The sequence below is a fragment of the Curtobacterium sp. Leaf261 genome, assembly GCF_001422205.1.
Classification (GTDB): Bacteria; Actinomycetota; Actinomycetes; order Actinomycetales; family Microbacteriaceae; genus Curtobacterium.
Genome location: NZ_LMMJ01000008.1, coordinates 554,621 through 569,682 on the forward strand (window position 1 = coordinate 554,621; position 15,062 = coordinate 569,682).

Consider the following 15,062-nt stretch of genomic DNA (forward strand, 5'->3'; position numbering starts at 1 on the left):
CGCTCAGGGGACGGCGGGCACCGTGACCGTGACCTCGAGACCTCCGGAACGGACGTTGCGGAGGTACGCCGTGCCTCCAGACCGTTCTGCGACTGCGCGCACGATCGCGAGACCGAGTCCGGAGCCACCGGGTGCGGTGTGCACGGACCGGCGTGCCGCGTCGGGGCGGGTGAACCGGTCGAACGCGACCTCGACGAACGAGTCGGGGACGCCGGGGCCGTCATCGGTGACCTGCAGGACGCCGACCGATGCGTCCGCGCGCCACGTGACGAGGATCCCGCCACCCGGTTCGAGTGCCGCGACGGCGTTGCCGGCGATGTTCGTGACGAGCTGCGCCATGCCGATCGTGTCGAGCCGGTACCGGGGCTCGACGGTGCCACCACCGATGCCGGGGCCGGAGCCCCCGACGGCGATCGGCGGGACCAGGTCGAAGTCGACCGTGACGTCCTTCGCCCCCGCGATGAGCCGGACTCGGTCGACCGCGGCCATCACCTCGTCGCCGAGGTCCGACCACGAGGTGGTCCTGGCCTCCGCGCCGTCGTCCGCACCGTCCGCGAGCCGTGACTCCTCGATCCGGGACAGCGTGAGGAGGTCGTTCGCCAGCCGCGAGAGACGGGCCACACTCTGCTTCGCACGGTCGATGTGGCCCTCGAGCGCCGATGCGTCGCCGGTGTCGAGGGACGCCAGATCGAGCTGGGTCGTCAGGATGGCGAGGGGGGTGCGGAGCTCGTGGGAGGCGTCCGAGACCATCTGCCGCTCGCGTTCGGTGGCCTGGCGCGTGCGTGCGAGGAAGGCGTTCAACGTGGTGGCGAGCGACGAGAGTTCGTCCTGTGCCGGACCGACGGGGAGCACCGCACGATCACTCGTCCCACGGAGCCGCTCTGCTTCGCGTCGCATCCGGTTCACGGGTCGGAGCGCGGCGGTGGCGAGCACCCACGACGCGATCCCGAAGGCGATGAGGATCGAGATCCCCGTCACGGCCAGCGTCGTCGTGAGGTCGTCGACGACGATCCGCTCCGCCTGCGCGTTGCGCGCAGCGACCACCGTCCATCGTCCGGCGCTGTTCGTGACGTGGTCGACGACGACGCGGTACTCCGAACCACCGACCGTGATCGACGAGGTCCGGGGGCCTGCGCCGGTGAGGGATCCGAAGGACCGCTCCACCCGCTCGGGCATCGTCGAGAGCTCGATGTGGCCGGAGGGCGAGATCACGGCGACGAGCTGGGCATTCCCCGGGTTCCTGAGGTTCGGAGCACTGTCCACCTCGAGCGCGGCGACGTACGGATCTGCATCCGCAGCGAGCAGCGTCTCGGTGGCGTTGCCGACGACGGAGATGACCTGCAGCCGCACGATCGTCACGAGCAGGACGATGACGACGGCCGCGATCGCCGTGCTCCCGATCGTGATGCGGGCACGGAGCGAGAGGAGCCGGAGGGCTCGCACCGGGTCAGGACCCGGTCGTGTCGAGCCGGTAGCCGCGGCCGCGGACGGTCGTGATGGCGACACCGGCGTCCTGCGCTGCGAGCTTCTTGCGCAGGTACGAGATGTACTGCTCGACGACGTTCGGGTCGACGTGCTGGCTGCCGTCCCAGACCTCCTCGAGGATCTTCGGACGATCGACCACCGCGCCGGCGGACCGGGCGAGGAGCCGGAGCAGCGCGAACTCGGTGGGGCTCATGGCGACTCGCTGCCCGCGGACCGCGACTCGACGCGCCTCGGAATCGATCGCCACGTCGGCGACCTCGATGATGCGCGGGGCACCCGCCGACTCTCGACGCCCGAGGGCGCGCAGACGTGCCGTGAGCTCGGCGAAGGCGAACGGCTTGGTGAGGTAGTCGTCGGCGCCGGCGTCGAGACCGTAGACCCGGTCGTCGACGGCGTCGCGCGCGGTGACGAGCAGGATCCGCATCGGATCGTCGCGCTCCCGGATTCGTCGGCTCAGTTCGAACCCGGACATGCCGGGCATCATCACATCGACCACGGCGAGGTCGTACGCCTGCTCGCCGAGCGCGATGAGCGCCTCGACACCGTTCTCGACCGCCGTGACGCGGTACCCCTCTGCCGCGAGTCCGCGCTCGAGCAGCGCGCGCATCTCGTCATCGTCCTCGACCACAAGCAATCGCATGTCGGACCTCCCGGCACCATCGTGGCACCGAACCGTCCCGAGGCCCCGACCAACGGCCGATGTTGCTGAATCTGATCACAGATGCTCGGCGACGTACCGTCCGGTCCACCGGGGGACACGCATGGCGTTCGGTGAGCATTGCACTTGCGATTGCTACGATCCTCCTCGGGCGTCCCGAGCCCGATCGCACTGCTCGTCCGTCGCTCCGCCGACCGGCCGTCGGCGTCGTCGCTGCATCGCGGACGCCGAGCGCGACAGGCACCCGGGGGAGATCGAGCATGACCGAGAGCACACCGAACGACGACCGTCGGGCCGGGCATGCCCAAGCGAGTCGGCCGCATGGTGCGGACCTGCCGCACGGTGCGGACCTGCCACACGGTCATGGTCCCGGCGACCACCCGGCGATCGAACGGCTGCACGCGGAACTCGCCGCAGCCCGCCGCGGCATCGGTCACGTCGAGGTGATGTCACCCGCGCACCGTGATCGGGTCGTCGCGGCGATCCGTAGCGAGCTCCCGGACGCAGCGGGGCGTACCGCGCACGAGGTCGGTGGCGCCGCGACCATGGCGGAGATCCTGCACTTCTCCGGCGTCGACCCCGCGAGGCCCGCTCCGTCGCGGGCAGCACTCCGGCTGTGGGACGCGATCCTGACCGACGTGGTGGAGGCGATCGGCGCCGTCCGCTGAGCTACGGCCGACGCCCCGCCGACGAGGTACCCAGCCCAGGAGTCGTCCGCGCAGGCGTCCCGCCGGCCGGCGACGACGCGGGGGAACCCCGTCGGGGACCGACGACGCTCAGGCACCCTCGCCGAGCAGTTCCTCCCGCACACGCCGGATGTCCTCGAGCAGCGCTCCGATGAGGATCCAGTGGTGTTCGTTCGGTTGGATGACGACGATCGGCGTCGTCAGCGCCGGCTCGTCGCCCTGGGACTCCGGGCGGATCGCACTGACCTCGACCTCGGTGGCGAGTGTCCGGACGTCGACCGCGATCCGCGCGACCTCGGTGGCGATGCGGCCGATGGTGCGGTCCTCGACGAGGTCGGGGGTGGCGTTGTCCCGGATCGCCCGCGTCATGCCGATCACCCGCGTGACGATGACCGACAGGTGCGCGGCGACCACGACGTCCCGCTCGAGGATCGTCCGGTGCCGCCCGCCCCTGGGGTTCATCGTCAGGCTCTCCCTGGCGGCCCCGATCGCAGCGTCCGACACGGCCTGCGCCCGACGGAGTGCTCGTGCGGTCTCGAGCGCGTCCTGCCACTCCGCCGTGTCGGCACCCTTCGTGAGGCCGACCGCGATCCGCTCGAACGCGGCCGCGGTGTCACGGGCGAGCCGCGAGACCGCGAGGTGCGCCGGTTGCAGGGCGACGGGCGGGACGACGAGTGCGTTCACGGCGAGGGCGATGACCGCTCCGATGACGGTCTCGATGATCCGGTCGACGGCGTAGTGCGGCGTGGTCGCGCCGGTGGACAGCACGAGCATCGCGCTGATCGGGATCTGCGTCGACGAGGTCGGGGTGAGTCGGAGTGCCCAGGCGAGCAGGATCGCGAGGACGATGACGAGCAGCACGATCCAGGTCGAGCCGCCGAGGACCAGGTGCACGGCGGTCGCGAGCAGGACGCCGAGCACCACCCCCGCGCTCCGCTCGAGTCCCTTGACGAACGACTGGTTGATGCTCGGCTGCACGACGAGCAGCGCGGCGATCGCGGCGAAGATCGGGTACTCGGTCCCGACGGTCGCGGTGGCCACACCCCACGCCGCGATCACGGCGACCGCGGTCTTGACCACCTGCAGGAGCGGGACGCGCGACGACTGGCGGAGGCGCGCGACCGGGTTCACGCTCCAAGGGTCCCACGACCGGCCCGCCGAGCCGCGTCGCGTCGCGCCGAAACGCCCGGGACACGGTTGACTGTCCGCGTGTGGCCCAACCATGAGCGCGTGATCCCCGAGGCCTTCGTCGGCTCCGGGTCCGTCGTGGTCGCCGCGCGTGCTCACTCGGTCGAGCCGTCCGGCAACGGCTACCTCTACGGCTACGAGGTCGACACGGTCGACCCGAGCGGTCAGGCCGCGACGGTGCTGACCTACGTGGACACCGGCGGGACGCACGACCAGAACTCCGCGGTGGTCGTGGATCCGCTCACGAGCGAACCGGTGTCGGTCTGGGCGTACCCGAACGACCCCGGGCTCCCGGTGCTCCCGCAGGTCACCTACCGCGAGGCCGTCGCCGAGCTCCTCACGACGCTCGGCATGCCCGTGACGAACCCGTCGCTGACCGTCGCCGCGTACCGGCCCGGCAAGCGTGCGGTCGTCCGGGTCGACTCCCAGGAGGGAACGCTCTTCCTGAAGGTCGTCCGACCGCACCGGGTCGGCCCGATCGTCCGGACGCACTCGCAGTTCGTCGCCGCCGGACTCCCCGTTCCCCGAGTGCTGTCGAGTCGCGGGGACGGACTCCTCGTGCTCGAGCGGGTCCGCGGTGTCCCGGCAGGGAGCCGGATCCTCGACATCGCCGACGATCCCCGGTTCATCGCGTCGCTGACGGCGCTGACCGGTCGGATCGCGAGCGTCCCGGTGACTGAGCAGGCGCGCGCCGACGCGATGGACCACGCGGACTGGCACCGGAGGACCCTGGCCGCTGCCCTCCCGAAGGACGCCGACGAGATCGACCGTCTCTACGACGCGATCGGCCGGCGTTCGATCGGCTGGAGCACCTCGGATCGTGCGGTCGTGCACGGCGACCTGCACCTCGAGCAGATCTTCGTCGACGACCGGGAGCCGTGGCGCATCTCGGGGCTGCTCGACATCGACACCGCGGGGTGGGGACATCCGGTCCGCGACGTCGGTGCGGTCGTCGCGCACCTCGTCGTGACCGGGCTCTGGCACCGGTCGCGTGACGACGCCGAACGCGGGGCCGCCGCGGAACGTCTCGCGGACGCGATCGCCCGCGACTGGGCACGCCGGCACCGATCGGAGACCGACCGGCTCGGTCCGGCGATCGGGTCCCAGCTCCTCGCGCACGCCGGCGGCCAGGCGACCACCGGATCCGTCACCGGCATCGCCACGGCCGAACAGCTCCTGGCGGCGACCCGCGCCGCGCTCGCCGAACCGGCACCGGCCCTCCCGTCCGGACCAGGCCTCCGTCCGCGCTCCGCACCCGGCACGACCGTCTGAGACCGTCTGAGCACGCGTCGGACGGCGGCGGACACCCGGCACCGGGCACCGGACACCGGACACCGGACACCCGGCACCCGGCACCCGGCACCCGGCACCCGGCACCCGGCACCCGGCACGACCGTCCGACCATGCCTCGGACGGGGCCGGCATCCGGACTGGAGGCGCGACCCGCCTCCGCCGCACCGCTGCGGTCAGCGGACCCGGACCACCGCAGCCCGGATCGGCACGCGCGGAGCGCGCGGTCGTGGTGCGCGGGGTCGGCCTGCGGTACAGTGACAGGGCACGCGCCGCATGTTCTGCCGCCGGCCGGGCCGCTCCTGGCGGTCGTCGATCGGATCGAGAGCATCGCGGAACCGCTGTCGCCCGACACTCGTCCGGCTTGGCGCGCGTGTTCGTGTCCAGCAAGGCTGGTCGTCGCCGACCGGCCGATCCGGGCGAGCGCCATCCCGGGCGTCGTCGCTCGGCGTGACGCGGTGGGGTTCGATCTCGACCGCCGCGTCCGGACCATGTACTGACACCGGTGTCGATCGCCGGAGGATTCCCGCACACGTGGCGGACAAGGAGGAGCGTTGGCTCGATCAGGCACCAGGCGTGCAGCCGGTGGACGCACAGGCGGCCGTGCTGCCGGTGGGACCGGGACGGCCTCCCGTCGTACCAGGCCCGTGGACAACGACGGACTCATCCCCGTCCTGGCCCGGGCCGTGCGCGAGGTCGAGGCCGCCGCGCAACGCGGTGCGCTCCGTCCGACGAACCGGACGAAGTTCCAGGCCGTCGCACTGCTCATGCGCGAGGAGCGTGCCCGGGTCAAGGTCGACGCGACACTCACCGACTCGCAGCGCGCCGAGCAGCTGAAACGACTCGACGGCGTCGCGACCATCCTCGCGAAGACCGCCGCTCGCGACACCAGCGTGATCCAGCTCCTCGGCGAGGACGCGACCCTGACCGAGGCGACGCGGACCGTCAAGCGCGACATGATGATCGCCGGCGGCATGGAGATGGCGCCGGAGGACCTGGTCATCGCCGCGGAGCCGACGCCGGTGCTCGAGACCGCGGAGCGCGCCGTCGTCCCGCAGGCGATCGTGTCCCGCCAGCTGGCGAACCCGTTCCTGGCTCCGGACTTCTCGCTCGCCGACGCGCCGGTCGCACATCCGCGGCGACTCGCGAACTGGGAGCTCTTCGGCCCGCTGTTCAAGTCGTTCGAGTACGGAGCGGGTGGCGGGCCCGCCTCGATGCCGCTCCCGGAACCGCTGACCCTGCACAGCCCGGCCGGCTCGACCCTCATGAAGCACCAGGCCGAGCTCATCGGCGCCGCCGCTGACGGACACCGCACCTTCCTGCTCGCGGACGAGCCCGGTCTCGGCAAGACCGCGCAGTCGCTGCTCGCCGCGGACGCCGCGAACGCCTTCCCACTGCTCGTCGTCGTCCCGAACGTCGTCAAGACGAACTGGGCACGCGAGGCGGCGCTCTGGGTCCCGAACCGCACGGCGACGGTCATCCACGGCGACGGCGACGATCTCGACGGCTTCGCGGACATCATCATCGTCAACTACGAGATCCTCGACCGGCACGTCGGCTGGCTCGGCGGGCTCGGGTTCAAGGGCATGGTCGTCGACGAGGCCCACTTCATCAAGAACAAGGACTCGCAGCGCTCCCGCTTCGTCCTGCAGCTCGCCGAGAAGATCCGGGACCGGGTCGCCTCGCCGCTGCTGATGGCCCTGACGGGGACCCCGCTCATCAACTCGGTCGAGGACTTCCGGACGATCTGGCAGTTCCTCGGGTGGATCGACGACAAGAAGCCCCGCGCGGAGCTCATGAACGAGCTCGAGGACATCGGCCTCACGCCGGCGGAACCCGGGTTCTTCTCCGAGGCCCGTCGCGCCGTCATCGACATGGGCATCGTCCGGCGCCGGAAGGTCGACGTCGCCGCGGACATCCCCGCCCGCCGGATCGCGGACATCCCGGTGGAGCTCGACGACGAGGTCGGACGCTCGATCCGCGACGCCGAGCGCGAGCTCACCGCGAAGCTCGTGCAGCGCTACCACTCGGCGCTCGCGAACCGCACCGGTCAGGCACCCGTCGACGGGATCGACCACAAGCTCGTCCGACAGGTCGCGCGGTGGGAGCTCGAGGACATCGACGCGTCCCCGACGGGCGAGAACGTCTTCTCCATGGTGCGGCGCATCGGCCGTGCCAAGGCACAGCTCGCGGCGGACTACGCGGCCCAGCTCGCCTCGAACGTCGGCAAGGTGGTGTTCTTCGCGAAGCACCTCGACGTGATGGACCAGGCCGAAGAGGTCTTCGCGCGGCGCAACCTGCGCACCGCGACGATCCGCGGCGACCAGACCCCGGCGTTCCGCACGGCGCAGATCGACTCGTTCGTGAACGACCCGGACGTCGCTGTGATCGTGTGCTCGCTCACCGCGGCCGGTGTCGGGCTCAACCTGCAGGTCGCGTCGAACGTCGTGCTCGCGGAACTGTCGTGGACGAGCGCCGAGCAGACGCAGGCCATCGACCGCGTCCACCGGATCGGTCAGGAAGAACCCGTCACGGCCTGGCGGATCATCGCCGCGCAGACCATCGACATGAAGATCGCCGACCTCATCGACAGCAAGGCGGGACTCGCGGCACGTGCCCTCGACGGCTCCGACGAGGAGATCGTCGACTCCGGCGACATCCAGCTCGACGCGATGTCGGCGATGCTCCTTGAGGCACTGGAGTCCGCCGAGCTGTAGCGGCGGCCGGTCGGACCCTCCGACTTCCGCGAAACACCAGCAAGGCGGCATCGCGCAGGGAAATGTCTCCGCGCGATGCCGCCTTGTCGGTGTTTTGCGGAGCGGGGCGGCTACAGGCGGGACTGCACCTCGGCGAGGGACGGGTTCGTGGCCGTCGACCCGTCCGGGAACATCAGCGTCGGGACGGTCTGGTTGCCGCCGTTCACCGCTGCGACGAGTTCGGCCGTCCCCGGCGTCTCCTCGATGTTCACCTCGGTGTAGGTCACGCCTGCACGGTCCATCTGGGTCTTCAGGCGCTTGCAGTACCCGCACCACCCGGTCGTGAACATGGTCACGGCGCCGGCAGCGGGGACGAAGGCTTCGCGGTTCAGTGTGTCGCTCATGATGGAGAGGGTAACCGCGCCACCTGCGTGTGCATTCCGTGCGGAGCAGGACACCGGGGCTGGTAGACAGGACCCCGTGACGGACACCCACCTCGAGATCGAGCGCACCTACGACCTGCCCGACGGCGCCACGCTGCCGGATCTGATCGGCGTCGGGGGGATCCTCCGCACCGACCGGCAGGAGCCGTTCGACCTCGACGCCACCTACTGGGACACCGACCGGCTCGACCTCGTCGTCTCGCGGGTCACCGTCCGCCGCCGCACCGGAGGACCGGACGCGGGCTGGCACATCAAGCGCGCCGAGTCGGACACGGTGCGCCACGAGCAGCACTTCCCGCTCACCGAGGACGCCGATGCGGTCCCGGACGAGGTCCTCGCGGCGCTGTTCACCGAACGGCGCGGACGCGGTCTGCAGCCCGTCGTCCGGATCCAGACCACCCGGGCCGTGACGCGCCTCCTGGACGACGATGACGACCAGGTCGCCGAGCTGGCGGACGACGCCGTCACGGCCACCCGCCTCGGTCCCGACGGGGCGCCCGTGGCGGACCCGCGCCGCTGGCGCGAGGTGGAGGTCGAGACGGTCGAGGGCGTCGACCCGCAGGTCGCCCACGCGTTCCTCGATGCGCTCGACGGACGGTTCGCCGCCGTCGGCGCCGGCCGTGCCGCGGTGTCCTCGAAGCTCGCGCGTGGCCTCGCCGGCGCGGACGCGCCTCGTCTCCGCACCGCTGAGAAGCCCGCCAAGAAGACCGCGGCGCGTGCGATCGCGAAGCGTCTCGCGCGCCTCCGCGCCTCGCTGCACCGCCGGGAGGCCCGGTTGCGGTCCGGCGAGGTCGCGGACCTGGGTGGTCTGGCCACGACCGCGCTCGGTGTGGCGGCCGTCCTCGGTGCGTACCGCAAGGCGTTCCCGGACACCGACCTCACCGCCCGCGCCGTCCGAGCCGCCGACGCGCTCGCCGACGTGACGGCGCGGGGTGCCTCGGCCGAGGACCTCGTGGAGACCCTGCACCGCGCGGCGACGCCGGCGCAGGAGGAACTTGTCGACGCGATGACCCGCGAACGCATCATCGCGGCGACCCGGGAGCGTCGAGACACTGCGGCACGCGACGTCGTCCGGTTCCTGAACACGCCGGACTTCCTCGACCTGCTCGACCTCCTCGACGACGCCGTCGAGCGCCCCGCACCCACCCCGTGGTCGAACCAGGCGCCGAAGAAGGTCGCCCAGGACGTCACCAGCGTGTCGAAGCCTGCCGTGCGTGACCTCGTCCGCGCCGCCGTCGGTGACGACCCGAGAGACGAGGACGCCGACCGTGCCGCGACGGAGCGGGCCTGGCTCGCGACGACGACCATGCGGATCGCGATGGACGTCCTGGGCGACGACGCGTTCGCGTCGGCGCTCGTCCGCCGCATCGGCGTCGCCTCCGACGTCCTGACCGAGCGGGTGCAGGCGCTGCACGCGCTCGAGGAGCTCCGGCTGGTCGCGGGCATCGCGAGCCGCGGCGGCGAGGACACGTTCGGGTACGGGGTGCTCGCGGGGGACCGCGTCCGTCGCGCCGAGGAGTCCTACGACGACGCGGTGCACGCGCTGTCGCGGGTCTAGCCGACCCCGGGGCGGCGCCGACACGGTGTCCGCGCCGACACGGTGTCCGCGCCGACGCCGGGTCGCCGCCCCCGGGTCCGAGATCAGCTCGCGGGGAGCGGCTCCGTCTGCGCGAGACCGAGCACGTCGAGCAGCCACGCGATCTCGAACGCCCGCTCCTGCCACGACGCGTACCGACCACTGACACCGCCGTGCCCTGCCGCCATCTCGGTCTTGAGGAGCACCGGAGCGCCGACCTCGCGGAGCCGCGCCGTCCACTTGGCCGGCTCGACGTACAGCACGCGGGTGTCGTTGATGCTCGTGACGGCGAGGATCCGCGGGTACTCGACGCCGGCGCGGACGTTCTCGTACGGCGTGTACTCGCTCATGTACCGGTAGACCTCGGGGTCGTGCAGGGGATCGCCCCACTCGTCCCACTCGATCACGGTCAGGGGCAGGTCCGGGTCGAGGATGCTCGTCAGCGCGTCGACGAACGGCACTGCCGCGACGATGCCCGCGAAGCGGTCCGGGGCGATGTTCGCCACCGCTCCCATGAGGAGGCCGCCGGCGCTCCCGCCCTCGGCGACGAGCTGCTGCGGCGTCGTCCGTCCGGCCTCGATCAGGTGATCGGCCACGGCGACGAAGTCCGTGAACGTGTTCTTCTTGGTGAGGGTCTTGCCGTTCTCGTACCAGTGCCGGCCCATCTCGCCGCCGCCGCGGACATGTGCCACGGCGAAGACGACACCTCGGTCGAGCATCGACAGGCGCATCACGCTGAACCCGGGGTCGATGCTGTGCTCGTACGATCCGTACCCGTACAGGTGGACGGGGGCGGGCCTCCCGGCCGGCACGGCGTCGCGACGCCAGACCAGCGAGACGGGGACGCGGGTGCCGTCCGTGGCCGTCGCCCAGGCGCGCTCCTGGACGTAGTCCTCGGAGCGGTAGCCGCCGAGGACCGGCTGGCGCTTCAGCACAGTCACCGCGCCCGTCTCGAGGTCCAGGTCGCTCACGGTGGAGGGTGTCACGAAAGACGTGAACCCGATGCGCAGTGTCGGCTGGTCCCACTCCGGGTTCCCGCCGAAGCCCGCCGAGAAGAGCTCCTCGTCGAACGGGATCTCGTGCGCATCGCCGTAGCCGTCGCCCTCGATCGGCAGGATGGCGATCCTGGGGAGCGCCTCGGAGCGGTACTCGAGCGCCAGGTGCCGTGCGAACGCATCGACCGACTCGATCCGCCGCTCGGGGTCGTGCGCGACGACCACGCGACGGTCGGTGGTCGACTGGGGATCGTCCGCCGGCACGTCGACGAGCTCGAAGTTCTCGGCACCCGCGTTGTGCAGGACGAGGAGCCGGTCACTCCCGCCGACGATGGCGTGCTCGATCTCGTACTCGACCCCCTCGCGGCGGGGCCAGACGACCTGGAACTCGCCCGTCGGGTCCGCGGCGTCGAGGACGAGGGCCTCGGACGTGATCTTGGAGCCGAGCTCGATGACGATGTACTGCGACGAGCGCGTGACGCCCACGCCGACCCAGAAGCGGTCGTCCGGTTCGGTGAACACCGACACGTCCGGTTCGGCGGACGCGACGCGGTGCCGCCAGATGGTGTCCGGGCGCCAGGACTCGTCCACCGTCGGGTAGAACACGAAGCGGCCGGACGGGTCGAAGACCGCGCCGGCGCCGGTGTTCTCGACGACGTCGGGGAAGTCCTGGTTCGTCTCGAGGTCGCGCACGTGCAGGGTGTAGCGCTCGTCGCCCGCGACGTCGACGCCGTAGACCAGGCGCGTGCCGTCGTCACTGATGTCGTAGGAGCCGAGCGAGAAGAACTCGTGACCGTCCGCGAGGGCGTTCGAGTCGAGGACCACCTGCTCGCCGGGGAGCTGACCACCCTCGGCGACCGTCGGCGCGGTCCAGTCGTCGTCACCGCTGATCGGCGCACGGCACTGGATGCCGTACTGACTGCCCTCGCGCGTGCGGGTGAAGTACCAGAACCGACCCATCCGGACCGGGACGCTCAGGTCGGTCTCCTGCACGCGGGACTTCACCTCGTCGAACACGCGACCACGGAGGGCCTCGAGGTGGGCCGTCTCGGCATCGGTGTAGGCGTTCTCCTGCTCGAGGTACGTCAGGGTCTCCGGCGACTGCTTGTCCCGGAGCCACTCGTAGTCGTCCACCACGTCGATGCCGTGGTGCGAGCGCGTCTGCGGGTGCTTCGGTGCGGTCGGTGGGGTGACGGGAGGGATGGAGGTCTGGGGGACGGCGTCGGTCACCGACCCAGCCTAGGACGGTCGGCGCTCCGCGGGCCGGGAGGCACGCATCCTGTCCGCCCCGCGGCGGCCGTCCGCGGTCTGCCGCGCCCCAGGACCCGGCGCCCACCGGGCCGGCACCGACGTCCGAGTGGTGGGCCGTGCCTCCAGGCCGTCAGCGTCGCGGACGCGACATGCTCGCTACGGTTGGGACATGACCAGATCCTTCGCCATCACCGGTGCCCATGTCGTCCCCGTCGTCGGAGCTGAGTTCGACGGTGTCGTGCTCGTCACCGACGGACGCGTCGAGGCCGCCGGGCCGGACGTGGTGGTCCCGGACGGCGTCGATGTCGTCGACGCCGCCGGGGCATGGGTCCTCCCGGGGTTCGTCGAGGCGCACGGGCACGTCGGCATCCACGAGGAGGCGAACGGATCCGCCGGGAACGACACGAACGAGATGACGAACCCGGACATGTCCTCCGTCCGGGCGATCGACGCCGTGAACATCGAGGACGAGGGCTTCCGCGACGCGCTCTCCGGTGGCATCACCAGCATCGTGATCAAGCCGGGGTCCGGGAACCCGATCGGCGGCCAGAGCGTCGCGATCAAGACCTGGGGCGGCCGAACGATCGACGAGCAGCTCATCTCGGACAGCGTCAGCGTCAAGAGCGCCCTCGGTGAGAACCCGAAGCGCGTGTACGGCAGCAAGGACAAGACCCCGTCGACGCGGCTCGGGGTCGCGAAGGTCATCCGCGAGGCGTTCCTCGCCGCTGACCACTACCGCGCGGCACGGGCGGCAGCAGCGACGAAGGGGGAGCCCTTCGCGCGCGACCTCGGCAAGGAGACCCTGGCGCGGGTGCTCGACGGCGAGCTCGCCTGGGACCAGCACGTGCACCGTCACGACGACATCGCCACCGCCATCCGCCTCGCCGAGGAGTTCGGGTACCGGCTCGTCGTGAACCACGGCACCGAGGGGCACAAGGTCGCCGAGATCCTCGCCGAGAAGGACATCCCGGTGATCTACGGACCGCTCTTCACCTCGCGGTCCAAGGTCGAGCTCCGTGACCGTGCGATCTCGAACCTCGCGGCGATCGCCGCCGCCGGGGTCCGGGTCGCGATCACCACCGACGCACCCGTCGTGCCGATCCACATGCTCGTGCTCCAGGCGACGATGGCCGTCCGCGACGGCCTGCCCCGGCAGACCGCCCTCGAAGCGCTGACGACGAACCCCGCGACGTTCCTCGGCTTCGGGGACCGCGTCGGCCAGATCACACCCGGGTTCGACGCGGACCTCGTGCTGTGGTCGGGCGACCCGCTCGACGTGTCCTCGCGGGCGCTGCGGGTGTGGATCGAGGGCGCGTCGGTCTACGAGTGGGACGAGCGGGCCATGCGCGGGGTGGCGTCGCCGCGGTTCTGATGGGTGCGTGCGGCGCCCGCTCAGCCGGTTCTGATGGGTGCGTGCGGCGCGCCTGTTCAGCCGGTCACACCTCGCGCGCCAGCAGTGCGTCGTTCATCGCGGCGGTCAGCTCCAGGTCCATCGGGTGCGCGTCCCCGTTCACGGTCCGGATCGGTGCCGCGAGCCGGACGCTCGACACCAGCCAGAGTGCGTCGGCCGTCCGCAGGTCGTCGACCGTGACGAGCTCGTAGGACGTCGGGAGCCCGCGCTCCTCCGCGAACACGAAGACGTCGGCCTGAGTCGTGCCGGGAAGGATGCCGATGTCGGTCCGCGGTGTCACGAGTCGATCGCCCCGACGGAGGAGCACGTTCGAGGTCGGCCCCTCGAGGACGTACCCGTCGGTCGACACGAACACCGCGTCGTCGGCACCCCGGCGCTTCGCCTCACGGAGCGCGGCCATGTTCACCGCGTACGAGAGCGACTTCGCACCCTGCAGCAGCCACGGACTCGTCCGCTGCACGTCGTGGCGGTAGCCCCGGTCGAGCGTGACGACCGCGATCCCGTCGGTCCGGGTCTCGGGATGGGCCACCGACGGTGCGGCGTACACCCAGCCGGTCGGTCGGCCGGATCCCTCGACCCCTCGGGTCATCACGGTCTTGACGAAGGCCTCCTCGGTGGGGTCGAGTTCCGCGCACGCCGCCTCGATGGCCCGCCGCCAGGCGTCGAGGTCCGGGGTGGGGAGGTCGAGGATGGCGGCGGACCTCGTCAGCCGAGCCAGGTGTGCCTCGAGTGCCTGCGGCCGGCCGTCCGTCACGTTCAGGGTCTCGAAGATGCCGTCGCCGCGGGTCACGCCGAGGTCGAGGATCTGGACGTGCTCGGCGAGTGCCGCTGCGAACTCGAACGCATCGGCGTCCGGATCGTGCGGTTCCGCCTCGAGGGACGGACGGTTGAGGATCGCGAGCACGGTTTCGGTCATGTCCTCAGTCAACCCCATGGACCGCCGCGGGCGCGATCACCACGGGCTCCAGCGAGCGGGGTCGCGCTCAGCGGTCGTTCGGGATGGAGTCCATGAGCTTCCAGACGGCGTTCGACAGCTCGGGATGGAGCAGCGCGATCCGGCGGAGCCGGTGGTACTCCGCGCCGTACACCGTGCCGGAGCCGGAGGACGGGTGCATGGTGCGGGAGCGGCTGTGCTCCTCGATCCGCGACTCGGCCTCGACGAACTCGGCGCGGAGCATCAGGACGACCTGTTCGTCGACGGTGGGGAGCATCGGCATGAACTCCCACGGGTCATCGCCCTGGCGGCAGCGGTGCTCGATGATCATCGAGAGCTCCTCGGACGCTTCCGCACGCATGACCTCGAGGCTGCGCCCCGTCCGCGGGTACTCAGCCATGGTCACCCCGGGGTGCGCCTGCCATGGATCAAGGCTAGACCACGCGCGG

The 15,062-nt window shown here is 71.4% G+C and carries 12 protein-coding genes; 5 read left to right on the forward strand and 7 right to left on the reverse strand.

Annotation, left to right across the window (positions count from 1 at the left end; genetic code table 11):
* Window positions 1–3: 3 nt before the first annotated feature.
* The gene (locus tag ASF23_RS10740) at window positions 4–1,443 is read right to left on the reverse strand and encodes a sensor histidine kinase (RefSeq protein ID WP_055952831.1); all 1,440 of its coding nucleotides are present in this window, start codon (window positions 1,441–1,443) and stop codon (window positions 4–6) included.
* 4 nt (window positions 1,444–1,447) lie between these two features.
* Window positions 1,448–2,125, reverse strand: coding sequence for a response regulator transcription factor (locus tag ASF23_RS10745; protein WP_055952834.1), 678 nt, complete (start codon window positions 2,123–2,125; stop codon window positions 1,448–1,450).
* A gap of 278 nt (window positions 2,126–2,403) precedes the next feature.
* Here ASF23_RS10745 and ASF23_RS10750 point away from each other — a divergent pair, with 278 nt between their 5' ends.
* On the forward strand, window positions 2,404–2,811 hold the full coding sequence (locus ASF23_RS10750; protein ID WP_055952837.1) for a hypothetical protein: 408 nt from the start codon (window positions 2,404–2,406) through the stop codon (window positions 2,809–2,811).
* Between the two features lie 108 nt (window positions 2,812–2,919).
* Here the strand turns inward: ASF23_RS10750 and ASF23_RS10755 are convergent, their stop codons facing one another.
* Window positions 2,920–3,960 (reverse strand): FUSC family protein, encoded by a 1,041-nt coding sequence (locus ASF23_RS10755; RefSeq protein ID WP_055952840.1) that lies wholly within the window; start codon window positions 3,958–3,960, stop codon window positions 2,920–2,922.
* Between the two features lie 99 nt (window positions 3,961–4,059).
* Here ASF23_RS10755 and ASF23_RS10760 point away from each other — a divergent pair, with 99 nt between their 5' ends.
* Window positions 4,060–5,289: an aminoglycoside phosphotransferase family protein gene (locus ASF23_RS10760; protein WP_055952843.1), complete on the forward strand. Its 1,230-nt coding sequence runs from the start codon at window positions 4,060–4,062 to the stop codon at window positions 5,287–5,289.
* Window positions 5,290–5,861: 572 nt separating this feature from the next.
* Entirely contained in the window at window positions 5,862–8,024 is a 2,163-nt protein-coding gene (locus ASF23_RS10765) for a DEAD/DEAH box helicase (RefSeq protein WP_055952846.1), read from the forward strand.
* 110 nt (window positions 8,025–8,134) lie between these two features.
* Here ASF23_RS10765 and ASF23_RS10770 read toward each other — a convergent pair whose 3' ends face one another.
* The gene (locus ASF23_RS10770; RefSeq protein ID WP_055952849.1) at window positions 8,135–8,407 is read right to left on the reverse strand and encodes a mycoredoxin; all 273 of its coding nucleotides are present in this window, start codon (window positions 8,405–8,407) and stop codon (window positions 8,135–8,137) included.
* Window positions 8,408–8,483: 76 nt separating this feature from the next.
* On the opposite strand from ASF23_RS10770, the gene ASF23_RS10775 reads away from it, so the two are divergent.
* A complete protein-coding gene (locus tag ASF23_RS10775) occupies window positions 8,484–10,004 on the forward strand; it encodes a CYTH domain-containing protein (protein WP_055952852.1) in 1,521 nt (506 codons plus the stop codon).
* 83 nt (window positions 10,005–10,087) lie between these two features.
* Here ASF23_RS10775 and ASF23_RS10780 read toward each other — a convergent pair whose 3' ends face one another.
* On the reverse strand, window positions 10,088–12,247 hold the full coding sequence (locus ASF23_RS10780) for a S9 family peptidase (RefSeq protein ID WP_055952855.1): 2,160 nt from the start codon (window positions 12,245–12,247) through the stop codon (window positions 10,088–10,090).
* Between the two features lie 190 nt (window positions 12,248–12,437).
* On the opposite strand from ASF23_RS10780, the gene ASF23_RS10785 reads away from it, so the two are divergent.
* Entirely contained in the window at window positions 12,438–13,640 is a 1,203-nt protein-coding gene (locus ASF23_RS10785) for an amidohydrolase (RefSeq protein WP_055952858.1), read from the forward strand.
* Window positions 13,641–13,704: 64 nt separating this feature from the next.
* On the opposite strand, the gene ASF23_RS10790 is transcribed toward ASF23_RS10785, so the two are convergent.
* On the reverse strand, window positions 13,705–14,595 hold the full coding sequence (locus ASF23_RS10790; protein ID WP_055952861.1) for an aminodeoxychorismate lyase: 891 nt from the start codon (window positions 14,593–14,595) through the stop codon (window positions 13,705–13,707).
* Window positions 14,596–14,662: 67 nt separating this feature from the next.
* Entirely contained in the window at window positions 14,663–15,013 is a 351-nt protein-coding gene (locus ASF23_RS10795; RefSeq protein ID WP_055952864.1) for a hypothetical protein, read from the reverse strand.
* Window positions 15,014–15,062 lie beyond the last annotated feature (49 nt).